Source organism: Deinococcus sp. AB2017081, from assembly GCF_034440735.1.
Lineage (GTDB): Bacteria > Deinococcota > Deinococci > Deinococcales > Deinococcaceae > Deinococcus > Deinococcus rufus.
Genome location: NZ_CP140099.1, coordinates 125,957 through 150,352, shown reverse-complemented (window position 1 = coordinate 150,352; position 24,396 = coordinate 125,957). Strand labels below are relative to the sequence as shown.

General features: G+C 63.4%; 21 protein-coding genes. 11 read left to right on the top strand and 10 right to left on the bottom strand.

The window, feature by feature from the left end:
• Positions 1-7: 7 nt before the first annotated feature.
• Complete coding sequence (locus U2P90_RS18995) at positions 8-559, bottom strand: recombinase family protein (RefSeq protein ID WP_295814246.1); 552 nt, start codon at positions 557-559, stop codon at positions 8-10.
• 318 nt (positions 560-877) lie between these two features.
• Positions 878-1,792, bottom strand: coding sequence for a LysR substrate-binding domain-containing protein (locus U2P90_RS18990; protein ID WP_295814244.1), 915 nt, complete (start codon positions 1,790-1,792; stop codon positions 878-880).
• An 86-nt stretch (positions 1,793-1,878) separates the two neighbouring features.
• On the opposite strand from U2P90_RS18990, the gene U2P90_RS18985 reads away from it, so the two are divergent.
• The 3 genes from U2P90_RS18985 to U2P90_RS18975 are packed head-to-tail and all read left to right on the top strand — an operon-like array spanning position 1,879 to position 4,901.
• The gene (locus U2P90_RS18985) at positions 1,879-3,006 is read left to right on the top strand and encodes a TDT family transporter (RefSeq protein WP_295814241.1); all 1,128 of its coding nucleotides are present in this window, start codon (positions 1,879-1,881) and stop codon (positions 3,004-3,006) included.
• Between the two features lie 48 nt (positions 3,007-3,054).
• Positions 3,055-4,347, top strand: coding sequence for a molybdopterin-dependent oxidoreductase (locus tag U2P90_RS18980; protein ID WP_295814238.1), 1,293 nt, complete (start codon positions 3,055-3,057; stop codon positions 4,345-4,347).
• 8 nt (positions 4,348-4,355) lie between these two features.
• On the top strand, positions 4,356-4,901 hold the full coding sequence (locus tag U2P90_RS18975; protein ID WP_295814236.1) for a cytochrome c: 546 nt from the start codon (positions 4,356-4,358) through the stop codon (positions 4,899-4,901).
• A gap of 117 nt (positions 4,902-5,018) precedes the next feature.
• On the opposite strand, the gene U2P90_RS18970 is transcribed toward U2P90_RS18975, so the two are convergent.
• Positions 5,019-5,846, bottom strand: coding sequence for a TolB family protein (locus U2P90_RS18970; protein WP_295814234.1), 828 nt, complete (start codon positions 5,844-5,846; stop codon positions 5,019-5,021).
• A 213-nt stretch (positions 5,847-6,059) separates the two neighbouring features.
• Between U2P90_RS18970 and U2P90_RS18965 the strand changes: the two genes are divergently transcribed.
• Genes U2P90_RS18965 through U2P90_RS18955 form a run of 3 tightly spaced genes read left to right on the top strand, consistent with a single transcriptional unit; the run spans position 6,060 to position 8,937 of the window.
• The gene (locus U2P90_RS18965; protein WP_295814232.1) at positions 6,060-7,715 is read left to right on the top strand and encodes a hypothetical protein; all 1,656 of its coding nucleotides are present in this window, start codon (positions 6,060-6,062) and stop codon (positions 7,713-7,715) included.
• 11 nt (positions 7,716-7,726) lie between these two features.
• Positions 7,727-8,449, top strand: coding sequence for a cupredoxin domain-containing protein (locus U2P90_RS18960; RefSeq protein ID WP_295814229.1), 723 nt, complete (start codon positions 7,727-7,729; stop codon positions 8,447-8,449).
• Positions 8,450-8,487: 38 nt separating this feature from the next.
• Positions 8,488-8,937: a CHRD domain-containing protein gene (locus U2P90_RS18955; RefSeq protein WP_229832291.1), complete on the top strand. Its 450-nt coding sequence runs from the start codon at positions 8,488-8,490 to the stop codon at positions 8,935-8,937.
• A gap of 93 nt (positions 8,938-9,030) precedes the next feature.
• On the opposite strand, the gene U2P90_RS18950 is transcribed toward U2P90_RS18955, so the two are convergent.
• The gene (locus U2P90_RS18950) at positions 9,031-9,723 is read right to left on the bottom strand and encodes an anti-sigma factor domain-containing protein (RefSeq protein WP_295814225.1); all 693 of its coding nucleotides are present in this window, start codon (positions 9,721-9,723) and stop codon (positions 9,031-9,033) included.
• Complete coding sequence (locus U2P90_RS18945) at positions 9,720-10,274, bottom strand: RNA polymerase sigma factor (protein WP_295814223.1); 555 nt, start codon at positions 10,272-10,274, stop codon at positions 9,720-9,722. Before U2P90_RS18945 ends, U2P90_RS18950 begins: the two co-directional genes overlap by 4 nt.
• Before the next feature lie 656 nt (positions 10,275-10,930).
• Here U2P90_RS18945 and U2P90_RS18940 point away from each other — a divergent pair.
• Entirely contained in the window at positions 10,931-11,785 is an 855-nt protein-coding gene (locus U2P90_RS18940; protein ID WP_322474759.1) for a DUF4238 domain-containing protein, read from the top strand.
• 718 nt (positions 11,786-12,503) lie between these two features.
• Here U2P90_RS18940 and U2P90_RS18935 read toward each other — a convergent pair.
• Both U2P90_RS18935 and U2P90_RS18930 read right to left on the bottom strand, forming a co-directional pair.
• Complete coding sequence (locus tag U2P90_RS18935) at positions 12,504-13,211, bottom strand: hypothetical protein (protein ID WP_322474758.1); 708 nt, start codon at positions 13,209-13,211, stop codon at positions 12,504-12,506.
• A complete protein-coding gene (locus U2P90_RS18930; protein WP_322474757.1) occupies positions 13,208-13,717 on the bottom strand; it encodes a hypothetical protein in 510 nt (169 codons plus the stop codon). The genes U2P90_RS18935 and U2P90_RS18930 overlap by 4 nt, the downstream gene beginning before the upstream one ends.
• Positions 13,718-13,801: 84 nt before the next feature.
• On the opposite strand from U2P90_RS18930, the gene U2P90_RS18925 reads away from it, so the two are divergent.
• From U2P90_RS18925 to U2P90_RS18910, 4 genes are all read left to right on the top strand, one after another.
• Positions 13,802-14,740: a tyrosine-type recombinase/integrase gene (locus U2P90_RS18925; RefSeq protein WP_322474756.1), complete on the top strand. Its 939-nt coding sequence runs from the start codon at positions 13,802-13,804 to the stop codon at positions 14,738-14,740.
• 437 nt (positions 14,741-15,177) lie between these two features.
• A complete protein-coding gene (locus tag U2P90_RS18920; protein ID WP_322474755.1) occupies positions 15,178-17,163 on the top strand; it encodes a hypothetical protein in 1,986 nt (661 codons plus the stop codon).
• Positions 17,163-18,656, top strand: coding sequence for an MBL fold metallo-hydrolase (locus U2P90_RS18915; protein WP_322474754.1), 1,494 nt, complete (start codon positions 17,163-17,165; stop codon positions 18,654-18,656). Before U2P90_RS18920 ends, U2P90_RS18915 begins: the two co-directional genes overlap by 1 nt.
• Positions 18,610-19,422 (top strand): hypothetical protein, encoded by an 813-nt coding sequence (locus U2P90_RS18910; protein ID WP_322474753.1) that lies wholly within the window; start codon positions 18,610-18,612, stop codon positions 19,420-19,422. Before U2P90_RS18915 ends, U2P90_RS18910 begins: the two co-directional genes overlap by 47 nt.
• 13 nt (positions 19,423-19,435) lie before the next feature.
• Here U2P90_RS18910 and U2P90_RS18905 read toward each other — a convergent pair whose 3' ends face one another.
• The 3 genes from U2P90_RS18905 to U2P90_RS18895 all read right to left on the bottom strand — a co-directional run bounded on the left by U2P90_RS18905 (position 19,436) and on the right by U2P90_RS18895 (position 24,394).
• Positions 19,436-21,199 carry a patatin-like phospholipase family protein gene (locus tag U2P90_RS18905; protein WP_322474752.1) on the bottom strand — a complete coding sequence of 588 codons (1,764 nt, stop codon included), beginning with the start codon at positions 21,197-21,199 and terminating at the stop codon, positions 19,436-19,438.
• A gap of 302 nt (positions 21,200-21,501) precedes the next feature.
• Positions 21,502-22,179, bottom strand: coding sequence for a hypothetical protein (locus tag U2P90_RS18900; RefSeq protein WP_322474751.1), 678 nt, complete (start codon positions 22,177-22,179; stop codon positions 21,502-21,504).
• A complete protein-coding gene (locus U2P90_RS18895) occupies positions 22,166-24,394 on the bottom strand; it encodes a ThiF family adenylyltransferase (protein ID WP_322474750.1) in 2,229 nt (742 codons plus the stop codon). The genes U2P90_RS18900 and U2P90_RS18895 overlap by 14 nt, the downstream gene beginning before the upstream one ends.
• Between the last annotated feature and the right edge of the window lie 2 nt (positions 24,395-24,396).

The following is a 24,396-nucleotide window of genomic DNA, read 5'->3' as shown; positions in this document are numbered from 1 at the left end:
GCGGCGCTCACCGCTGGAGGAGCCGGGTGATGGTGCTGGGATGCACGCCGAACAACCGGGCGCACTGTGCTGCCGTGCGCCGCCCGGCCTGCACCGACTCGCGGATGTCCTGCTCCTGGTGCGGGAGGAGTTTGCGCCGACGTCCGCCGACGCGCCCTTCGGAGCGCGCCTGCTCCAGTCCCGCCAGGGTGCGCTCGCGGATCATGGCGCGCTCGAACTCGGCGAAGGCGCCGACCATCTGCATCATCATCCGGCCGGCGGGCGTGGTGGTGTCGATGGCCTCGGTCAGACTGCGGAAGCCCACGTTCCGCTCACCCAGCAGCTCCATCAGGTGCAGCAGATCTTTCAGGCTGCGGCTGAGCCGGTCGAGCTTCCAGACGACCACCACGTCCCCGGGGCGCAGCTGGTCGAGCATGCGGTGGAGTTCGGGGCGATCCCAGCGTCCTCCCGAAGCGTGTTCGGTGAACACGCGCTCTGCGCCGGCCGCCTCCAGGGCCCGGAGCTGGGCGGCGGTGTCTTGGTCGTGCTGCTTGCTGACGCGGGCGTAACCGATCTGCATGGGGCCTCCGGGGTTGCGAAAACGTAGTGCGGATGCTGCTGATTATGCAACAGTGTTTCGCAACCCCGGAACCTGCTCGCCATCACCTCATCAAAGTCCTTGCGCAAACGTTCGTTATCCCACGATAGGTGCATTCTCAACGCCGACCTGTGGTGCCCTTCTGCTTTCTTCTGACGAACTGAACTGTCCTCAACAGTCCCTGAACCACGATGACCTGCTACTCCACGCACTTGCTGTTCGGTGACTGGCAGAAGGTAGAAAGGCCGTTGTGTTTCCCTCCAACAGCCAGACACGCCTGTAGGCAGGCCCGAACCGTCTTCAGGTTCCGCCTGGCCCAGCATCCGTGGCGTTCTGCGCGGTGTGCTGCAACAGGTGCAGGAACGCCCGAGCGGCGCGGGACTGCTGCTCTGGCGGGGGTGTGACCTGCGTCAGCGGCCGGCGCAGTCCGGGGAGCTGCACGGGCACCTGCGTGAGAATCCCTGCTCGCAGTTCACGCCGCACCCGCAGATCAGACAGGAAGGCCATTCCCAGGCCACCGATCACCGCTTCCTTGACGGCCTCCGTGCCGGGGAGTTCCAGCAGCGTGATCGTTGACAGACCGGCCCGGGCCAGCGCGAGTTCGGCCACCTCCCGCGTGCCGGATCCGCGTTCCCGCCACACCAGTGGCAGGGCCGTCAGGTCGCTTCCAGCACGCGCCAGTGGATGGTCTGGAGACGTGACCAGCACCAGGTGATCCTCAGCGAAGACCTCGGCCTGCAGATCAGGGCCGAGGGGGCCTGCCGAGCCCTCAATCAGTGCGAGCTCGACCTGACCACCGTGCAGTGCGGTCATGACCTCGCTGGTGTTGCCCTGGCGTACGTGAATGGTCACCGCCGGGTACTGCGCGTGAAAGCGGGCGAGAACGGCCGGCACGATGGCCGCCGCGACGGTGCTGCTCGCGGCCACACTGAGCGTACCGGAGGCCAGCCCATGCAGGTCGCGCACGTAGCCCTGAGCGCCGTCGAGGGCACGTGCAAGCGCCAGGGCGTGGGGCAGCAGGCCGTCCCCCGCTGTGGTCAGCGTCACGCCAGCGCGGTGTCGGGTGAACAGCGGCTCCCCAACCGCGTGCGTAAGTAATTTCATCTGGCTGGACACCGCGGGTTGCGTCAGGTTCAGGGTCGCTGCCGCCCCGCTCAAGCTGCCGTGCCGCACCACCTGTACGAACGTGAGGAGATGCTCGGGGTTCAAGGCCATGCTCGCGATATACACTAAATTTGGGTCTCTACAATGAGATGCTATTTGAGTTTATAGCTTAGCCTCCCTACCCTGTGGGAATGATCATGACGCACCCGCTGAATCGGCTGGCGGCCCCCACGGAGGCCATCAGGGGCTTCACGCCCAACTGGTTTACCGCCTGTATGGGCACCGGCATCCTGTCGCTGACGCTGCCCAAGCTGCCCCTCCCAGGGGCAGCAGCCACCGGTGAGGTGCTGTGGATACTCAATATGGCGCTGTTCGCGCTGTTCACCCTGCTCTCGCTGGCCCGCATCGTGATGTACCCGGCCGACAGCCGGGCCACACTCCACCACCCGGTGCAGAGCATGTTCCTGGGAGCCGTCCCGATGGGACTGGCCACCATCGTGAACGGCCTGATCACCTTCGGTGTGCCGCACTGGGGGCTGGACGCGGCGCGGCTGGCCCGCGACCTCTGGGCCTTCGACGCCCTGCTCTCGGCCGGAGTCGGCCTGCTCGTGCCCTACCTGATGTTCACCCGTCAGGATCACGCGCTGGAGAAGATGACGGCGCTGTGGCTGCTGCCCGTGGTCGCCTCGGAGGTGGCGGCTGCCAGCGCCGGATTGATCGCGCCGCACCTGGATATCGCGGGCGCTGGAACGCTCGTGTACTCCGGCTACGTGCTGTTTGCCCTCTCGGTACCACTGGCCCTGATGATCATCACGATCCTCGTGCTGCGCCTCGCGCAACACAACCTCCCAGGTGCCGAGCTGGGCGTGAGCATGTTCCTGCCGCTGGGGCCGCTGGGCACAGGCGCACTGGCGCTGCTGCAACTCGGGGAGGCCGCGCCCCGTGTGCTGCAGGCCCAGGGGCTGAGTGCGCTGGCCCCGGTTGCCGTAGGCCTGGGCCTGATCGGCGGCGTGATGCTCTGGGGGTTCGGGGCGTGGTGGCTCGCCCTGGCGACCCTGACCACCCTGCGGTTCCTCAAGGGCGGCCTGCCCTTCAACCTCGGCTGGTGGGGCCTGACCTTCCCGCTCGGGGTGTACACAGCTGCCACCTTCGCGCTCGCTGCCCTGACCCATCTGGACTTCTTCACCACCCTGGGACACGTGCTGGTCGTCATCCTGGCGGCCCTCTGGATCCTGGTCACGGCCCGCACGACCCACGGCGCATGGCACGGTCACCTGTTCCAGAGCCCATCCCTGTCGAAGGAGACCGGCCTGCCCTATGCGTGAAGACGGTCCCAACCTCCGTGCACCCTCTTACCCTCTTCTGGAGGCCCTATGAACGACGACACCGAATTTCGTCCGCTCCTCACCCGCCGCTCGGCCCTGGCCCTGCTGGGCGGAACCGGGGCCACCCTCGCCCTGGGCCGCAGCGCCCTGGCTCAGCGCAGCGTACCCACCAGCGCCGCCCCGATCTTCAGCGGCCCCGGCCCCCTCGGCACCTGGAACGGCCTGGGGCCGTTGATCACCCTGCCGCAGAAGGTGCCGCTCATCCGACTGGTCGACCGACCGCCGCTCTACGAGACGCCCCGCGCCTACTTCGCCAGCGCCCTCACACCGACCGCCGCGTTTTTCATCCGTTCCAACCTCTCGATCTTCCCATCCAGCATCGACCTGAGCACCTGGAGGCTAAAACTGGAGGGCCACGTGGATCGAAGCGTGGACTTCAGTCTGGCTCAGCTGCTGAGTGAGTTCGAGCCGGTCACCGTGAACGCCGTGATGCAGTGCACCGGGAACAGCCGCACCCGGTTTCAGCCGCGCCGCCCCGGCGGACAGTGGGGGAATGGGGCGATGGGCTGCGCCACCTGGACGGGGGTGCGGCTGCGCGACCTGCTGGGGAAGGCCGGTGTGAAGGCGGGCAGCGTGCAGGTGCAGTTCCAGGGCCTGGATCGGGGCGCGGGCGCACCCGGCAGCGGCGGAGCAGAATACAAGAAGAGCCTGAACCTGGACGACCCGGTGCTTGACCGGTGCCTGGTCGCGTATGCCATGAACGGTCAGCCCCTGCCCCTGGTCAACGGCTTCCCGGTGCGGCTGGTCGTGCCCGGGTACTTCGCCACCTACTGGATGAAGACCTTGAGCTTCATCCGGCTGCTGACCGAGAAGGACAGCAACTTCTGGATGGCGACCGCCTACCTCCAGCCCGACAACCTCCGGGGGACGACCACGCCGCAGGCGGTCAAGGACAAGGCGGTGAAGTTCCGGCCCGTGGGCAGCATGCCGGTGCGGTCGTTCATGGTGACGCCCGATGAGACCGTGAAGGTTCCCGCCGGGCTGCCGATGACCGTGTCTGGCCTGGCATTCAGCGGGCGCGGCGCGGTCACGAAGGTCGAGGTGTCCACGGACGACGGCAAGACCTGGAAGGAAGCGAATCTGGGTGAAGACCACGGTGAATACGCGTTCCGGCCCTGGAGCTTCGCCTGGACGCCAAAAAAAGCCGGAACCTACACCCTGGCGGTGCGGGCGACGGACGCCAGCGGTGCCACGCAGACGGACGACGCCATCTGGAATCCATCCGGGTACCTGTGGAACACCACCGAGCGCCAGACGGTCACCGTCGGCCGTGCCGGGTAAGGAGCAGCATGAAATCACCGGTACTGACGGCCCTGCTCATCCCGCTGGGGGCGCTCGCCATCGCCGCGCCCCTGTTCGCACTCACCATCAGGCCAGACGCAAACCCAGCCAGCTCCTCTGGAGGTACCTCGACCACCGCTGCTTCTGGGCGCGGCGCATCAGGTGCCATCACAACAGCGTCCCAGAACGGGCAGGCGACTGCCGCCACGCCAGCCACCACCGTTGCCCAGTATGTCGATCAGCGACGCGGCGTGATTGATCAAGTGGCCAGGACGCCTTACACCGCCGACGCCAGTTACGCCATCGGCACCATTCCGCAGGACACGCCGCCGCTCGTGCCCGGCCAGGACGTGGAACTGGTGCAGACGAACTGCAGTGTCTGCCACGCCACCACTTTTATCTCGTCCCAGCCGCCTCTGCCGGGGAGCACGTGGCACGACGAGGTGTACAAGATGAAGGAGAAGTACGGTGCGACCTTCATCAGCGACGAGACTGCCGGGAAGATCATCGCCTATCTGACCGCCCATTACACGCCTGAAACCCACGCGCCGTGACGCTGCGGTCGTCAGCCGTTGTGGGGCCTACCGCGCTCCCGCCAAATGGCTGGCGGCCAGGAAGCATTCGCGGACTTGCTACCTGCGATATCGAAGGGCATCCCCAGCGTGTGCAGGTCAGCTCACGCCGATGATGACCAGGTACCCGCTGGGCACCTCCGCCGTCGGTGTTCCCTGGGTAAACACCAGCGCGCGTCCATCCGGACTCCAGGCCGGAAAGCTGTGCGGTGCGCCAGAAGTGACCTGTTGCCGTTCGGAACCATCCGGGCGCATCACCCACACCTGCGCCTGGCCCCCCCGGGCCGAGGTGAATGCGATCCACCGGCCGTCCGGCGACGGGAACGGGGTCACGTAGGCTGTCTCCTCATCCGCATCGCTCAAGACTACGGGCGCAGCCCCGGCCTGCACGGACTGGAGGCACACCACATGTCGTCCATCCTCTTGTGAGTGATAGACGAAGGTCTGTCCGTCCGAGAACGGCCACGGCTGATCCTGTACGCCCATCGCGTGGGTGAGCCGGGTCACCTGCCCATCCTGCCCCAGCGCGGAGATGTGCATCGCATCTGAACCGTCAGACTGGAAGTACAGCAGCGGCCAGGTGCCGGCGGTGCCCAGGGCCGGCCCGTAACAGGGCTCCCCACTGGCGTGCAGCCGCGTCACCTGGCCCTGAGTTTCCCGGAACAGGGCCGTGCGGCCCAGGCGGTTGCTGACGAAGACGACATCGTTGGGCGTGAAGAACGCAGGACGGCCGGTGCTGTCTGAGCCGTCGGGTTCATCGAGGGCCAGGGCTTCCAGATCAGAGCCATCCGGATGCACACGGTGTAACCGCCGACGACCATCCTGCAAGCGTTCGAAGACGATCCACTGGCCATCAGGTGTCCAGTTCGCACGCAGATCGGTTCCTGCACCCTGCGTGATGGGGTGCGGAGCATCGAAGGTAGGCATGGCTGAGCGTACCGGTTGCCCGGAGCCGGCAGATCAGCGGGACGTCGCGCGACCTTCACTTCGAGGATGCCGGCACGTGACACCGTGAAGCTTCGGTGAAGTGCTGGGGGCATCCAGGAGCTGGAGGCGGCGCATACGGGTGATGAAGGCACCCATCCAGCCGTCCGTCGCTCTCCCAGTCGCAGAGCCATCCCCCTGGTTTCCGAGGTCAGCATGTTCCAGCGTCCACGTCCATCCCGTCCCGCCCTCGCCGCCCTCCTCACCGCCAGCGTGACCGGCGCCCTCGCCCTTGCCCAGTACGCCAGCGGCGGCGGCGCCCAGGGCATGACGCAGCCGCCCACGCTGAATGGCCCGGCCCTGTCCTCCCGTGACCGGGTGTACACGGCTGACCAGACCTCGAACACCGTCACGGTCATCAATCCCGCCACCAATACGGTGGTGGGCCAGATCCCGCTGGGTCACCCCCGGCCCGGGGTACTCGGAGCGCTCGACGACATGCAGGTCAACGTCCACGGCCTGGGATTCTCGCCTGACGGGCGGTACCTGAGCGTCATCAGCAATGCCTCGAACGGCGTGACCATCATCCGCACGCGCGACAACCACGTGATGGGCACGGTATACACCGGGCGCGGCCCGCACGAGGGCTTTTTCACCCCAGACGGCAAGCAGGTCTGGGTCACCGTGCGCGGTGAGGACTACCTCTCGGTCATCGACGTGGCGAGCCTGAAGGAGACCGGGCGTATCAGGGTTGCCCAGGGGCCGGGCATGGTCGTCTTCAGCCCGGACGGACAGCGCGCCTTCGTGGACTCCAGCCGCACCGCGCAGCTCGACGTGATCGATGTTCCTACCCACAAGGTGATCGCCCGCGTGCCGGTCGTCAGTCCCTTTTCGCCCAACCTGGTGGTCACGCCCGACGGTAAGGAGGTGTGGCTGACCCACAAGGACGTGGGCAAGGTCACGGCCATCGACGCCCGCACCTTCAAGGTGCTGCACGTGCTCGACACCGGCAAGGTGACCAACCACGTGAACGCGGTGAGTACTGGGGCCGGCGACTTCATCTATGTCACCGTGGGCGGTGAGAACGTCGTGAAGGTCATCAAACGGGGCGCGAAGCCGCAGATCGTGGCGACCATCCCCACCGGTATGACCCCGCACGGGATCTGGCCCAGTGGTGACAACACGCGGGTGTACGTCGGCCTGGAAGACCAGGACGCGGTGGACGTGATCGACACGGCCAGCAATGCGGTCATCAAGACCATCCCGATCGGGCAGATGCCACAGGCGCTGGTGTACGTGGCGAATGCCGTGCCCAGCGGAGCGGGCACCCAGAACCTGAAAACCGTGCGGGTCGGCCTGCCGTCGGTGAAGATCAAGCTGGGCGTGCCCGACAAGCCCTTCGCGTTCCTGCCGGCAGCCCTTAAGGGCGTCGCGGGGAACGTGGTGATCCGGTCACTGGAAGGAACGGACGACCTGACCCTCAAGGCCGAGGGCCTCACGCCCGGCGCTCAGTACACCCTGTTCCTGACCGAGTCGCCGGTGGCTCCCTTCGGCCTCATGCAGCACGTGATGGACTTCAAGGCCGACAAGAAAGGCAAGGTCGAGGCGAGCGCGATGGCGAGCATCTTCGACGCCTTCACATTGCGGGGCACGGCCAAGGACGGTAAACCTGACGGCCCGGCCATCAAGTCCAGCAAGGTCAACCTCGACCATCTGGTGGTCTGGCCGAAAGACCCCCAGACGACCGCCAAGCTCTTCACCGATCAGGGTCAGCCCTACGCCGTATCTCCCTTCGACACCGATCTGAACGCCGGCCCGGCCATCCTGAGTGACAGCAACGACGCGGCCGCCACCAGCCCCCTCACGCGCTAACAGGACTCCAGATGTTCAGATCCATTCACTTCGCGCTGGTGCCCGCCCTGCTGTTGACGCCCGCCGTGGCCCAGACGCAGACCTCCCAGGCCTTCCCCTTGCTGGCCACCGGTACAGCGGCTGGCGCATCTGGACAGCTCAGTGTCCGCACGGTGTCGTCCGCCCTGTCGCTGTCGGTACTGACCCTGCGTGGCTTGACGCCCAACACGGCCTACGCCGCCCATTACCATGCCCTGGGTTCGGCAGGCGGGGCTCCTTGCGCGTCTGGTGGCCCCATCACCCTAGGCTTCCCGGCCTTCAGAACGGACGCGCAGGGTCAGGCCACGGTGACTCTGCGGGCCAATCCCACGCGCCTGCGCGGCCCGCTGGGGGCATATGTCGACGTCCACAGGGCGTCCGACCTGACCGACGTTCCCCTGTGTGCTGCCGTCCTGAAAGGTGCAGTCACGCCGGTCACCGCCGCGCCCACCACCATCGCCGGCGTGACGGTGAACATTGCTGACAACCGCTTCCAGCCGGCCACGCTGAGCATCAAAGCGGGCACCACCGTGACCTGGCTCCATACCGGGCAGGTCACCCACAACGTCCTGTCCCTGACAGTGGCCGACCTGAAGTCGCCAGACCTGCGGCCAGGGGACAAGTACAGTTACACCTTCAAGACCCCCGGCACCTATACCTACTACTGCTCGTACCACGATGGCATGAGCGCCACGATCACTGTGACCAACCGCTGAGGCGGAGTCAACGCAGGACACGCACCATGGAGGACAGTATGTTCGTATACAAGATCGTTCTGGGGATGGCCACCACCGCACTGCTCGGCTCGTGCAGCATGATGATGGGCGCTGGCGGCACCACCTACACCTTCAAGCACAACGCCAACACGGCCGATCCCGCTGCGATGGGCAAGGCCGTGGCGACCATGAGTGGCGGCATGGTCAGCACCACCCTGACGGTGAGCGGCCTGACGCCCAGCAAGGCGTATATCGCGCACTACCACGCCTTCGGGCCTGCGTCGAGCACGGATCCCTGCGCGTCCAACGGGCCGGTGACGCTGGGCTTCCCGAACTTCATGTCGGACGCCAGCGGCAACGCGACCGTCACGGTGAGCGGTGACATGGCCAAGATCGCGGGCGATATGGGCGCGTACATCAACGTCCACTATGCCAGTGACCCCAGCGTCGTGCCGATCTGCGCCCCGGTCAAGATGACCAAGGGCTGAGCGCCCGAGGCGGGGCGGCCCCCACTCTCGTGGGGGCCGCCCTTGTGATGAGTCCACTGGCCGCCTGTGGCCGTGCCCATCACCGCCTCGGGTCTACACGCCGGGCAGCGCCACCCGGCCGAGCGGGCGGGTCGGGGCCGGGCTGCCCCCGGCGGGTTCCACGCTGATGCCCACGGACGCGTAGCCCCGCCAGCCCACCTGCAGGACGGTGCCGCCCGTGAGCCCCAGACTGACCGGCACGCGGGCGCCCGTCCCACTGCCTGTGCGACCCCACGCCTGGTAGACCTGCCCGGCCGGCGCCGGCCGGGTGAGAATCACCAGGGCCTGTCCGTCCGACCGCACCAGCATCGTACCGAACGCCCGACCGTCCGGCGACGCGAGGGTCAGCCGGGACGCGCCCTGGGCCTCCCACCGCTCAGCGGTGGTCTGCGGCGACGGTGGCGTCATCAGGCGGATCGTGAGGGGGTTCAGGGCCAGCACCAGGACGGCGGCCGCCGCCAACCACGGCCAGCGCGGGCGGTGGAGGCGGGGCACCACTGTGGGCGTCGGCTGAGTCGGATGTTGGATCGCCCCGGCGGTACGGCGGGCCTGCAGGCGTTCCCAGGTGCCGGTGGGCACGGCCGCCTCGGGCAGGTCGTCGGCGAGCGAGAACACGGCGTCCCGCAGCCGGGCCACCTCGGTGCGGCAGGGGGCACAGACGGTCAGGTGCGCTTCGACACTCTCCAACTCCGGCGCGTCCAGGTCACCCAGGACGTATTCGGGCAGCAGTTCCGTCGGGTGGATCATGGGGTCATCCTTCCGCGGAGATTCAGCAGCGCACGGCGCAGGCGGCTTTTCACAGTGCCCAGGGGCAACCCCGTGCGGGCCGTGAGTTCAGCGTGGGTGTACCCGCCGAAGAACATGTCCTCCAGCAGCAGCCGGTCGGTATCCGGGAGCGATCTCAGGGCGGTGCCAAGCAGGGCCTGATCCAGGGGATCGCGCGGTGGGGAAGGCGCTGGCAGGTCGAACGCCGGATCGTCGAACGCACCGTCCTGGGCCTGTGGCCGGGCGCGGCGGGCACGCAGCCGCTCCAGGCACAGGTGATGGGCGATGGTCAACACGAAGGTCTGCACCGTGCCGCGCGCCGGATCGTAGCGTCCGGCCTGGGCCTCCAGGCGCAGGAAGGTGTCCTGAAGGACTTCCTCAGCGTCCTCCGGGGACACCAGCATCCGCAGGCACACGCGGTAGGTCACGCCAGCGAGCGCATCGTACAGGGCCTTCAGGGCACCCTCCTGTCCATGCTGGAGCTGCACGATCAGCCGCTGGTACTCCAGGCCGGGCGGCAGGGTGACGGGCATGACTGCAGTCTGCCGCACCGGCCGCCATTCCGGGGCATGACACCCAGGGAAGGCGGCGGGGAGGACAGGCATACCTCCCGTATGCGTGCAGTAGGGCATCTGGATGCACCTCTCAGGTAAGGAGTGTGAACAGGAAGCACGCTCTACCTGCTGCTGAAGGGAGCTGTCTCGGCCTCCGGAACCACTTCCTCAGACGATCTGGACAGAATTTGGGCCTTCGCTAGGTTAAGCCCAAACAGATGTGGGCACGACGTTCTTCCTGACGGGTAACGGTAAGCAGGTACGCAAGCTGGTAGGTCAGGTTCCTGGCCGCAGCAGCGTTGTCCAAGTTACCCACTTCTGTTCTGGCCTTTCGACATCACACGCCATACTGCCCTTCATGCACCCGCACGAATTCGCACTGAAGTGGTGTGCCTGCGCATCTACTCCCTCCAAGCGCGCCGCCTACTTGAAGCACTGGCACGGCCTGTCCACCCTCCTCGGCGAATTCCCCCCTTCAGGGAAGCGACGGGAGATCAATACGCCTTTGAGAAGCACGTTAAGAAGGCCAGTACCAGGGAAACCGGCTTCGCAGACGTATGGGGGGAGAGGCCGTTGAAGGACGAGGTGCTCTCGCGCTTGCTGGCGTTGAATCTGGAGTGGATGGGGGAGACCCAGTGAAGGGGAAGAAGGGCAACACGCCCCGCCGGCACCACTATGTGCCGCAAGGGTATTTGTACCAGTTTGCGGATGAACGTCAGCAAGTTCACGTCTACTGCAAGGACACGGGCAAAACCTTTAGCACCAGTCCCCTAAACATTGCCCAGCAGCGAAACTTCTACGCCTGGCGCGACGGCCAGGCGCTGGACGTTCAGGTGGAGACCGCCTTGGCGAACCAGTACGACAACCACCTCGCCACCCTGCTGCGCATCGTGCCTGCCGCCCTGCAGCACGTTCCCACCCTGGCGGTCGCGCAGTTGGATCCGCTGCTCCGAACATTCACGGCCCTCCAGTTGGTGCGCACACCCCGCATCCGCCGACAACTATTCCAGCGTGCGCGGCAGGAAGTGGGTCTGCCGGGGGTAACCCTGAGTGAAACCCAGTTGTCAACGGGCGCGCACCTGCAAATGCTGACGGGCCAGCTCATCCCGCAGATGGCCGAGCACTTCGGCACCTTGCACCCGGGACTGCTCGTCAGCCCGCCGGAAACCTTTTTCCTGACGAGTGATCACCCGGTCTGTACCTGCCTGGAGACGGGTGAGGGCGGGAAGGTGATCGTCACCGCCAGCCAGGGCCTGGGCCGCAAGGGCTTTCAACTGGTGTACCCGCTTACCCCCCGCGTGGCCTACACCTTGACGCAGAGCCGCATGAGGTTGCCCCCGCACCGTGTTGTGTCCCTCGTCTCGCCCGCCATCCAAGCGATCAACACGCTGACCTGGCATAACGCCGAGGCCCAGGTGTACAGTGCCCGCTCCTTCGAGGATCCAGGCGTTCGCCAAGCTGGCCACGTTCACTCCCTTCCTACCGAATGAGGCCAGGGATGCCACCGCAAGCTGCCCAGTTCACCCTGCCGTACGGGGGTTGCGTCACTTACTTCACCGAGACCGCCACTTGGTCACCCGAGTGGGAGGAGTCGAGCACGACGGCAAACTTTTGCCCAATCGGGCCTTGATACGTGCCGTACGGCCCAGGCCCCCGACCCTTCCCCGTCTGGACGCAGCGGCGAGAGCGGTGGGTGTTCAGCTCATGTGCCTCGCCCGTCCACGCTGCGTGCAACCAGCTTCCCCGCTTCAGGAGCTCCCCCGCTCACTGATACTTCCCCCACGACCCGAGTACGGCAGCCTGACAAGTTACCTTTGCCACACCTCGGAGGCCCGGCAGGCCATCCGCATTGCCCTCACGTACCCCCTGCCCCGTCCACCGGAAACATCCCTCGCCTGCCCACCGCTGGGTGCCAACCCCGATCTGGCCGGCACCACTTTCGACCACGCGCTGCGCCTTTTGCTGCAGAGCCTGCATTCATGTGGAGGTCCTTCCAGCTGATGACCAAGTGCAAGACATGCAGCTCAATGTGGTGATTGTCTACCTGATCTCTGGCGGCCATCGACCATGAGTGAATATGGTGGCGCACGCAAGACGTAACCGTTGCAATCAGCGAAGTGCTCGTCATCTGGGATCGAGAGGTTGACCCGCGGACCTGACCCCTCCAGGATGGTGAATCAGCTGATCTACAGGGGCTGCTTGGCCTCTTCAGGAACGCTCTTGGTCGACTTCTGCAATGAGCCTCAGACGCTCGAGTATCAGTCCCTCCCTGGCTTGACTCGCTGAATCGGGCGGTAGGTGGTAGGAAAGGGTGTCCGTGAACGCCGGTGTCGTCAGGAGGTCGCGGGCCGCCTGAGCTAGAAATACCTTGATCTCGTGGCCGCTCTGCCCAATCTCCTCGACCACTTCGGGCCGCCCATCGAGTACGGATACAACGTCACTGATGTCGTGGCTTAAGCCATAGTCCCCTCCACCCCGCCCTTGAAAGGCAACTAGTTTGGTCGCGAGAAAGTAGGGCGCGGCGATGGTTCGCACTTGCAGACCGTCCGCTAGGTTCATGGTCTCAGCATGTTCAATCGCGGGGAGATACCAGGGGTTACTAAATCCCAGAACCTGTGCATCAGTCGGCATCACATCAAGGATCAGTTCGCCACTGCGGAACCGGCAGATCGGTGCGCCCTCAGTGGTGTCCTCGAAGAATCCCTGCTTGTTCAGTGCCTCAGTCAAGCGGCTGTACCCGGCCCGGGTGGTCTCGACGATGGCGTCGATATCCAGGGTCTCCCGGACGTCAGCGGCCGCAGAATCAGTCATGAAGAGGGCCGTGGTGCTGCCTCCGACGAAGACCAATTGCTCGGCGAGTGAGCCAAGACGGCGCAGGGTCTCGGTGAGCCGCTCAACGTTCGCTGCACTGCTCATGAAGCCACCGGGGTCTGTAGACGCTCATCCAAAAGCTTGCCGGCCAGTTCGCGCTCGCGGGTGCTTCCGCCCCGCAGGGCATCGACCAGCGCGAGCCATTCGTAAAGCGCTGGATCCTGCCGGGCTGCAAACGGCACCGAGCGGTAGAGGGGGATCATGGCTTGGCCGCGGACAGAGCCTTCAGGGTCGGGCCAAATGGGTGGCGGGTCGCTGCCCTGAACGATGTGGGCGCTGAGGGGCGGGGCGGCGTAGGCCGTGGGCATGCCCCGGGTAAGTTCTCCCCTCACAGCTGGGAGGAAGTATGGGACGCCGTAGCGGAGAACCTCACGGGCGGCGGATCGGATAGGCGAACCATCACTTTTGACCAGCCGGGACTGCTTGAGGCGTTTCAGGCCAGCGTGTACTTCAGACGAGCTCGTGCCTAGGCTCGCTGATAGCTGCATGTGCGAGGTGTACCCGGACTGAAGGAGCTTGAGAAGAAGCAGAAGATCCTGGGGTTTGAGCATACATTCAGTGTATTCGCCGTTCGCGATTCGCGAACAGCGAACACGTAACCCATAGTTAAGGTATGTTATCTATGGGGTGTGGGGATGACGATCGAGCGTTACCAGCTGGGGATGTTCGACCGCGCCCGGGGATGGGCTGACCTCAATCCCGAAGAGAGGAGACGCCGTGCAGCCGAGGCGAGCCGGGATCGCGACGTCGAAGCGCTGTGGTCACTGACCGAGTCATACCTCACCCTGCATGGAGCAAGCGGTACCGCCACCAGCCCCCGCACCCTGAGGGCCTACCGCTGGGCCGTGAACCGGTACCTGAACTACGCGGGTACCCAGGCGGTGAACCTCCTGCGGGCCACCTCCAGTGACGGCGTCCGCTTCGTGCGCTCAGCGGAAGCGGGTGGGCTCAGCGCGTCAAGCACCCGGGTGCAGCTCGCCGGCGTTCGCCTGCTGTATTCGGCGCTGCGCTGGGCAGACGCGACTCAGGCGACCCCCTTCGCTGATGTCAGACCCGTCCGCGAAAAGACTGCTCCCTGGGACAAGCGGAGTCCGTATACCCATGATGAAGTTCAGAAGCTGCTTGAGCATGCCGATACGCGGATGCAGGCTCTGCTTCTACTGTGTGCTCACGGTGGCCTGCGCATCAGTGAAGCGCTGGTTCTAACAGGTATTGACGTCGACCTGGACGGCCAGGAACTCATCGTCCGGCGCGGAAAAGGTGGCAAACAGAGGCGAGTGGTCATTGGCGAGACGCTTGTCAAGGCCTTGAAAAAGGTTCCTCTGGGGGAATCACCAGTTGTTGGCGGGAGTTATACCGCCTCTGTAGAGCGCTTGCATCGGCTTTGTCATCGAGCAGGCGTTTCGTACCGTGGCTATCACGCCCTCCGGCACTACTCAGGGACGCGCCTGACTCAGGAAGGAGCTTCTCTTGATGACGTGGCGCGACATCTCGGTCACTCAGTACTGGATACGGCAAGAATCTACGCCAAGTGGAGTGATCAGGGCCTAAGGCGACGCATCAACCAGTGGTAGTTGGAAGATCCATTCCGATGACAGACCCTAACCCATTGCGCGTAAAGGCTATTGAACAGACAACAACGTAACGATCAACTGTTTTGCTAATCGCTCCTAAGTGCGTTAATCTTTACTACCAGCTCGGATCTGAATCATCTTGAGGCTGTTCTTCCGGGAGCGGCTGCTCGCCGTATGGGCGCTCGTGCTCTTGAGGGTGACGATCATCAACAATAGGGGGGAAGGGCTTGTCGGGATCGTCGCGATCACGGCGTTTCTCAGTATGGTCGAGATTACCCCTGCGGTCATCCACGGCATGCCTCCTCGCAAAATGTGTTGTGCCTCGACCAAAATAAGCTTACACTTGAATCAACATTACACGCGCACTGGGCTATCCACACCTTGCGAGCCTCGGCATAGCAGGCAGCCTAAATTCTATACGTTAACAGGAGGTAACAATGACGTCGTCTTCCAGTTCACGTCCATATGACACACCTCAGTGGCGTCGCCTCCGGGTCTACGCCCTTGATCCCAGCCTTGATCTCGGTATTGATACCGCGCTGATCAACCAAACCTTTGTGCGGGTACCCTGGGAGCACGTGACTCCTGGACCCGTGGACGAATACTTGGAAGTCATCGATATAGATCCAGCAAGCGGCTGTTGTTATGAGCCAGTGAATCTCGACCATCCGTCGCTTCTGGCGCAGGATGGTCTGCTGCCATCAACGGGCGACCCCCGATTTCATCAGCAAATGGTGTATGCGATTGCCCGCACCACCATTCGTCACTTCGAGCGGGCATTAGGCCGCACAGCGTTCTGGGCCGATGATCATCCCCCAGACTCGGACGAACCCCAGTTCGTGCAGCGTCTGCGGATCTACCCGCACGCTATGGCCGAAGAGAATGCCTTTTATGACCCAGACCGGGTCGCACTGCTTTTCGGTTATTTCGCTGCCCGTCCACGCCGTAGCGCACAGGTCATGCCGCGAGGCACAGTCTTCACCTGTCTGTCCCATGACGTGATTGCCCACGAAACCACACACGCGTTGCTGGACGGCATGCATCCGCGGTTCACCGAGGCAACCAATCCAGATGTTCTGGCCTTTCACGAAGCCTTCTCAGATCTCGTGGCCCTCTTCTTGCACTTCACGTTCCCAGACGTTGTGAGGAATCAAATTGCCCAGACCCAGGGTGACCTCGGGCGCAAGAATTTGCTCGCAGATCTTGCCCGCGAATTTGGCCAGGGCACGGGCCTGTATGGCGCGCTGCGAAGCGCACTCGATGGTCTCGATGAACCCGGATCTGGAGGAAGCACAGACACGCCGGAGTATGAAAACCTCCTTGAGCCGCATCAGCGCGGTGCCGTCCTAGTGGGCGCCGTTTTTGACGCGTTCAACATGATTTACAAGGCCCGCACCTCTGATCTTCTGCGTCTCGCGTCGGGAGGGAGTGGAATCCTGGGACCAGGCGCACTGCACCCCGATCTGGTCGCACGCCTGGCGGACGAAGCGTCATTGGTGGCTGAGCGAGTGCTACATATGTGCATTCGCGCTCTCGACTATTGTCCCCCAGTCGACCTCACCTTTGGCGAGTTCCTCCGGGCAATCATCACAGCCGATTTCGAGCATACCCGCGAGGATGGCTGGGCCTACCGTACGGCCATGATCGAAGCATTCCGCCGGCGCGGAATCTACCCCTCCAACGTCAATAGTCTGTCCGAAACCAGCCTGCGCTGGCAGGAACCGACGGATCAGGAGCAGCTAACCCTCAGTGGCATCCTGATGAACCTTGACGTGCTCAATGCGATCCGGCAGCAGGTCCAGGGCTGGGCCCTGGGCCACAATAGGGAACGCGCCTGGCGGGCCATGGCAGCTGCCAAAACAGTGCTGAGCGACCACCTTTCAGAGTTTCTCAGCCGGGAACAGGCTGATCAGGCGACCTCACTCCTGCCTGGAGGGGTGGCAGCTGCACTGGGCCTCAACTTCCAGAAGCGTGGCCTCGAGGTTCATTCTGTTCGGCCGGCGCGACGGATCGAACCCGACGGCCAATCTCAACTCGATCTCGTGATCGAGTTGACCCAGAGCTTCCATTACAGTAACGATGCTCTTCGCCAGGCGATCAATACAGGTACACCACTTCCTGCCCAGGCAAAAGACGGGGATTTCGTCTTTCGCGGCGGTTGTACCCTGTTGGTCGATCTTGAAGCGTTACCGCAGGAAGCGAAAGACGACGCCTCCAGGGAAGCTCAAGCCACCCCGGTTAAACTAATCCGGTACTGCGTCCGCAAGCACGTCGATAGTGTCAAGCGACTCGAACGGGTGTGGCGGTATGTCAACGGCGACCTGAACGCTGGACTGCGCGCTATGTATTTCGGACTTTCCAATGGCACCGTCCTAAATGAGCCATTCGCGCTTGTTCACCGGCAAGCGTCGGAGGGCCGCTAATGGCCGGGCCGGCAGTCCCCAGCGTCCGGATGTACCGCAATGGCCTGGACGGAGAGACCCTTGGCGGCCTGGGCGACTGTTTCCTGCTGACTCTCCCAGGGGAGGATGAACCGCGGCACATTCTGATTGACTGCGGGCTATTTTTACACTCGGAAAAAATCAAGAATCGGCTCCATACAACGCTACTCGATATCTATACGGCTACTGGGGGGCATCTGCATGCCATTGTCCTGACCCATCAGCATTACGACCATCTTTCGGGTTTCATCCTGGGCTTCGATAAGTTCAAAACATTTAAGGTGGATGAGGTGTGGCTTGCATGGACCGAGGATCCTGCCGATCCGCAAGCTGCGGTGCTCCGACACAGTCTCGCCGTACGAACGACAACACTCCAAGAATCGACGCACGCACTTGCCGGTATGTACCAGGGTGACAAAGACCGGACGATGGCATTGCAGGAAGTACAGAATCTGCTGGGATTCGCAGGTGACACAGCTCGCGGCGTAAGCGCGCCCAGCGTGTCCGACATTATGATGCAGGTAGCCGCCCACGTCTCGGAGCAGGGCGGCCGAGTACGTTACCTAAGTCCAGGAGAAAGTTGGGTACTCCCCGCTTCACCCACCGCAACCCGGGTGTTCGTTCTCGGACCCCCACGGGATCCAGCACTTCTCAGGCGCTCAGATCCGCACTCCGGAGCAAACAAAGAGGTCTACCTTTCCCAACTGCTTGGTCATGCCTTAGCTTCCGCTGCCGGAACCGCAGCACCGAACGACCCTCCCCTCCCTTTCGATGAGCGGCTGCGCATCGACTTGAAAGCTGGAATCGAGACCCATTACCCGGCTTACAACGCACAGGACGCAACATGGCGTACACTCGACGCCTCGTGGATCAGCATGGCAACGGATCTTGCCTTGAATTTAGATCAGGACACCAACAACACCAGCCTCGTCCTTGCCTTCGAATTATCCCCAGGGGGGGATGTGCTCCTCTTTCCAGGCGACGCCCAAGTCGGTAACTGGCTGTCCTGGTTTGATCTGCAATTTGCTGTCACCGACACAGGACAGCCTGAGGCACGCTCGGTAGACGCACGCGCTCTACTCGCACGGACTGCCATATACAAGGTCGGCCATCATGGGAGCCACAACGCAACCCTGAAGGCCCAGGGGCTGGAACTGATGATCCATCCAAACCTCGTCGCGCTGATCCCTGTCGATGAAGTGTTCGCCCGCTCGCGGGGCACGAAAGGCTGGGCCATGCCTTACCCGGAGATGTACGACGAGTTGCGGCGCCGTACCTCATTCCGCGTGCTGCGCGCTGATCAGCCGATGGCTAGTGAGCCGCCTAATGGGGCCACGCCGGAAGACGTGGCGAAATGGAAGGAGTTCACCAAGCGCGTCACCGAGACGCCACTGTATTTCGAATACCGGCTGAATCTGGAGGAATCGCATGACCGACCCCGCAAAAGCAGTCGTCGACACCGCACTCCGAAGTGATACCTGGCCAAAGCATGGGCTCAGCGCGGCCCCGGACACTGACGTGTTGCGCCGTGAATACGGACAAGACTGGAACGCCTTCGCGAGAAGCGCCGGAACGGCAGGGACGCCCAATGCACTAATCGCACCCGGCTCGGCCATCGTACTGGGTGCGGAACTGACGGGCGATGAAGCCCATCTTGTCGCCACCTCAACCTACTTTGCACAGTGCAGTGCAAATGCCGAGGTGAGCGGACGCCGCCAGAACGCTGATCAATGGTTTGACGCTTATCTGCGAGGCCTGTCGAGTCTAGGCTGCTGGCAATCAACCCGCCATATTGACCAGCCGTTTGAAACCCTGCAAAACGACTTCACTATTGACCAGGCCGTAGCCGACCTGCTTCGTTCAGCAGCAGGGTATGTAGGCACGGCGGACACCCTGTTGAGCCAGCTGGTCGACACCTTGACTCAGAAAGGCAATACCGGCAAGGTCAGACTTCTCGACGAATCTATCAGGGTCGGGAACAATCTCAACTTCATGTATGCGGTGGGTCGGAAGGTAAACCAGGAAGTGCGCCTTGGCTTGGCACACCTCGACCTTGATATTGATGACCTGAAGTCAAGCTTCCTTGGTCTGCACTTTCACCGTACGCGCGCACGAGGCGTCGCCCGCATGAACGGGCTTACGCTCAACCTTGAAGCGTCCCGTGGCATTGCTGCCGCCCTGTACACCCGGATGGATAGCCTCGTACTCGATCATCTCAAGAACGTTCCCCTACAACCTTGATGTTAGCTGCGGCCTACGGTTCGAGGATCAGACGGAGCTGCTGATATGGCTTCGGACGGTTATCCATCGTCGCGTCAATTTGGCCAATTTCACGCAACTTGGTGGAGATATCATTGAATTGGGCGGCTTCTGAATCTGCGAATGAATAGCCAAGGTCTTCACCGGCCAGGACAGCGTCCCAGGACATTGTCCCTTCCGGTGACGCGAATGCAGCTTCATATTCCCGCCCTACGTCAGCAACCGCGCACAGCAAATTCACGAGCCGTACCCTGCGGTGCCGATTCCACGCGTCGGGTGAGCTGAACTTGTCGATCAGCGCCTGGGCAGCAGCTTGCCCCCGCTTCACGAGCCTCTGTACGACTGTGTTGTCCATGCTCAGATTCAGACCACCCTCCACGCGCCCGTCCAGATGCACATGGACGATACGGTCACGGTAGCCAGGGGCGGTGATGTAGATCCCATCCTTCCAGTTTCTGGATGTATCGAGAATACCTTCCCCGAAGCCAGACAGATCTTTTACCGGACGGAACTCAGGTAGACGCCCCTGAACCGAGCGCTCTGGCAACCAGACGTTCTTAGCTTCGTCGGGATCCGGGACTTGTCCTTCCGGGAACGACCGCAGGTTCACTGCAAAAGTCGGATATTCAGGCAGCGCCGAGTCGAAAAAATGCAGTGGCAGGTTAGAACTCAGGCCGCCATCGGTAAAAAGGACTGGCGTCGCGTCATAGCCGCCCGGAGGCATCGGTCTGCTGTAGTCGACCGCATGCAGTTGGACGGCACTAATCAGAATGGGAAAACTCAGACTCAGACGTACTGCGACGACCACTGGCAGATTCTTCCCTTCAGGCAAGGGATAGATCTCACGCTGTGCAAGCGACGCGTACAGTTTTTTCTCATCTAAATTAGCGGGCTGCCGTCCGTGGTTCACGAGATGCCTCACGACCGCATCTGGGAACAAGGCTCTCATTTCGTCTTTCTTGAAGTAGAACAAGTTGTTGGCGAAGGGCAGAGAATAGGGCCGCCCCAGCGTCAGGCAGGTGGTGATCGTCCTGAGCGTAACGCCACGTCCTTCCAGATCGGCGAATGTCAGGGGAGCTCCATCACGTGGCAGGCCTGCCACCTCATTGATGGCCTGGCTGAGCCAGTCGGTCAGGGCAGGAGGGGAATAATCAGGTGGCATGTGGCCCGGGCAAACGCCGTATCTCGACGCTTCCAGTGCCTGACGGCCGCGCAGCACTCCGCCAGCCAGGGTGGCGGTCACAGCCCCCACGACGGCCAGGACGCCGCCCAGGGCGAGGCCCCCTGCCTGAACCGGTGGTCGCCCGGCTGCCTGGGTGAGTCCAACCACGCCAAGCCCCGGCAGTGCGCCCAACAGGCCCGCAAGGGGCTGCTGGGCCAGGGCCTTCAGGGGAAGACGGGTCAGGCGATCGGACGCGAGAGTGGCAGACAGCAATTCGAACGTGCCGCGGGTCTGGTCCGTGGGCTGAAAAAGCGCCTGTAACAGCAGAGGAGCGCCAGGTGTCTGTGATATCGGCTTCCCGAGGTCTGCGGCCAGACGGTCAATGACTGCCATCCCGTCGTAAGGGATCGTGCCACTCCGCGCGTATTCGGCGGCCGCCGTGAAGGCTGCACCGATCGCACCGGCGCTCGTCCCACCCACGTGCCGGAAGCGGTACGTTTCGGCCAGCGTGGTAATAAGCGCGGGATACACGATCCCGCTGGTAATGCCACCCTCGAGTAGCAGATTGCACGAACGCTGAGGCGGAACGGGCATCATGGCGACCTCTTCCAGCTGTAAGGGAAGGTAAGCGGTGAGGGCTCTACTATGACATGTCCAGGTAGGGTGACGAGGCGCATTCTTTGCATCCCTGCTGGGTTGAGAAGCGCTCGGTTCCGTCAGGCTCCGGTATATGAGTACCGACCAATGTTGCATGTGCTGCCGCACCAGTATGGAATGCCTACTTGCCGATCATCAGCTGTGGCAGCCTTAAACAGGGGTGCCTTCAGATCGACGACGTTGATTCAGTCTTTCTCGTAGCAGCCACCTGAACGCTCTATTCCGAATGTGATCCCAGTCGATCAGGGCACCTTGGCTGTGAGGGCCATGAACAGCGTGTAGATGCTAGAGCGCCGTTGAAGTGCAAAACGCCGGTATCGACGCCAGAACACGAACGCCAGAATGAGAGCAGCAACCGTGATGGCGATGGTTGGGCCTCTGTCAAGCATGGTTTTGGCGGCGTCGATCCGGAAGGCCAGGCCACCGTTGATCGCAGCAGCCACGCCGACGACGGACCAGAGGACGAAGACACCCAAGGTACTCAGGGCAAAAGCTTCTCGCAGCAGGAGGCTCTCGCGTTCAGCAGCCTTGTCCTTGGCCACCACGAAACTGTCCGCGAACTTGTAGACCGCCAGAGTCTCGAGTTTCTGGTTGTCTAAGGTGGACACGTCGATACCGAAGGTCAACACGACCCGGTTCCGGATCTGAGTGAACAGCCTGTCCGAGAGGGCCCCGCCCCGCGGCACCCGCAACCACTTCACTCTCTCAGTCAACACGGTTCCCACGCTGTTGGCGAGGTGGCCTAGAAAGTACGCGCCGATCAGGAACGGCACGGCCAGCTGCTTGAACTGGGAGAGCTTCAGGGTGCTGCTGCTCAGGAAGGTCGCCTCCCCAACGCTGAGCAGCACTAGGAGGAGCGTGCCAGGAAGGAGATACGCGAAGATATCGAAGACCGCCAGAGTGAACTTACTCAGGTCCATGAATTACCTCGGTCTGCGGAGATTGAACGAGCCACCGCTCATCGTGTTCACCGATGATCAGCATGACGCCCGGGAAACCAGATGGCGCCATAATCCCGTGCAGCCACGCCAAGAGCGTCTGATCATCACGGCTAGGCTGAGCCGCGAACCCTCTGGGATGCGTGTGCCACTCTCCCAAGTAGGTCAACGCGCCTGCGCTCCGGGCCTCGATGTGCTCGATTTCGCTACGTAGGGCCTCCACGCCGCGTTCAAAGGCCGCGGGATAGTGTCGACTATCCGTGGGCGGCGGCCGCAGCCCCGTTACGAAGAGGTGCTGCCGATCCAGGTCGATCGAGCCCACGAGGGTGCCGCCCGTCTCCACTGGAAGCGACTGGCTTAGAGCCGTGTCCCGGTGCGCCCGGGCCGTGGCGATGACCTGCGGGTCGACGTGAACGATCCAACCACTGACCTGCGTTTGCACGTATGGGCCCGTGGGCAGGGGATGAACCGTGACAGCACCGTCATCGTCTGTCCGCCACAGGACAGCCGAGGCAGCCTCCTGCGCTAAGGCCCGGCGCAGGGCCCGGCTGACTGTCGCCGCGTGCAGTGCCAGCAGATCCTGAGGCAGCTGGGCGCTGATGTCGCGGCAGCCGCCCCCGTAACGCAGGTGTGCCGGTACCGAGCCGTAATGGCTGGTGTGCTCGTCGCGATCCACCAGAGCCTGGAGATAGCTGTGCTCCAAGTGGTCGAGCCGCACCTGCCGATCACTGGACTCCACCAAGAGTACGAGATCCTGGCCAGTGGGATTGAGGAAGGCGCTGGCACGACGGCCCCGCTCCGGCGAGAGGGCGAGTCGGCGGCCCACCGGCGAACTGGCGGTGAAGTCGAGAATGACGTCCGCGGCATCCAAGTGCGCCTGAAGGTCCGGGCGAGGTTTCAAAGCGTCACCAGAAAGACCTACGACCTGCGTGTCCTGGAAGGTTCGGTTGAGATCGTGGCTGAGGACCTTGGCCTTGTTCCACCCGGCGATATCATTGAACAGGGCATGCCGAACCAAGTTGTGGGGGAGGACAACATCGTCGTCCGCGACGACCCAGGTGCCCTGGCCGGCCCGCACCAAGTTTGTGACGACCTGCGAACCCAGTGCCCCCGCCCCCAGAGCCACGAAGCGCCGGTCGTCGGAGGGGAGGCCGCTCATGGCGGCTCTGCCCTGGCGACTGGTGTCGAACAGCACCGTGATGGTATCCAGCGCGACCGAGCTGCATTTCTCCGGGTACGGCACGGTGCCCAGCAGCATGCCCATGCCCCCGGCGCCATCTGGCTCCCACACGTCCAATACCTGACCCAGCTGGCTCAGGGTCGTATCCCGCATCATGAACGCTAGATCCTCGGTGCTGCTGAACGGCTCGCCCGCCGTCCGCGATTTGGGGAGCCGCAGGTGCAGGATCACCAGACGCTGCCCGTACCGGGACACATCACCGTAGTGGTCGCGCAACTGCCGGCCGAGCACCGAGAGCAGGTCGGTGCCGACTTCCGTCAACAGGAGGGTGTGCAGGTCTCCCAGCGTGCGTGGTTCCCGACGGATCACCCCGTGGGTCATAGTCTTGGTGATGACCTGCAGGAGTGCGACCTCGGTTCCGCCTTCCCTCGGCACGATAACCTGGAATGGGCTGTTCGGATCGTCCCGACGGCTCACTAGGTCAAGGGGCTGAAACGCTCCTGTCCGCATCGCGGCTGGGAGCACCAGGAAGCCTGCACGGCGGTGCATCAGCGCTTCCAGCGGCTGATCCTCCCCGTGCAGCGTACCAAGCGCGGTGAGCTTGAGCCACAGCAGCGTGCGTTCCACGAGGTGCTGGCCGCTGAGCCGCGCGCGGTACTCCGCATACGGCCGATCGAACAGGCACAGTTGCCCTGGAAAGGCCACCCGGGGCCGGATCAGGTGGGGAACGCCGGGGAAGTCCTCGCGAAGGGCGTAGACCTCGGGTGCCATATCCGGATCGTCCGGTATCAGGAATGCGATGGGTTCATCGCGCTGGATGGGATGGACTGGGTAGGTAGGAATCTCCGGGTGAAGGGTGACGATGATCAGGTCCGCGATGTCGGTGCGCCGAATCTCGGTAACGGTCAGAAAACCAGACCTATCGGCCGCTGCAGTCAGCAGGAGTTCCCGGCCAAGGCGGGTGCACAGCTGCTCGAGCGACGCTGAAGTGGTGAGCAGGGGAAAGTGAACCCCCATGA